1 protein-coding gene is annotated in these 240 nt (G+C 69.2%); it reads left to right on the forward strand.

The window, feature by feature from the left end; translation table 11 throughout:
- A partial coding sequence (locus AC0IYH_RS33675) for a molybdopterin cofactor-binding domain-containing protein (RefSeq protein WP_471838795.1) occupies positions 1-240 on the forward strand: 240 nt, incomplete at both ends.

Here is a 240-nt window from a genome sequence, read left to right on the forward strand (position 1 = left end):
GCTCGGGCGACCTGCCGAACGGCGGTCCCGAGGCCGCGGTGTTGCAAACGCAATTGCTCTACGCCGGCGCGAACCGCCTGACCGCGATGCGCCTCGCGGTGCTCGACCTGCCCGAAGGCAATGCGATGCGCGCCCCGGGCGAGGCGCCGGGGCTGATGGCGCTGGAAGTCGCGATGGACGAGATGGCGGAAACGCTGAAGATGGACCCGATCGCCTTCCGCGTGAAGAACGATACGCAGG

This window comes from Pseudomonas sp. AC463, from assembly GCF_979253585.1.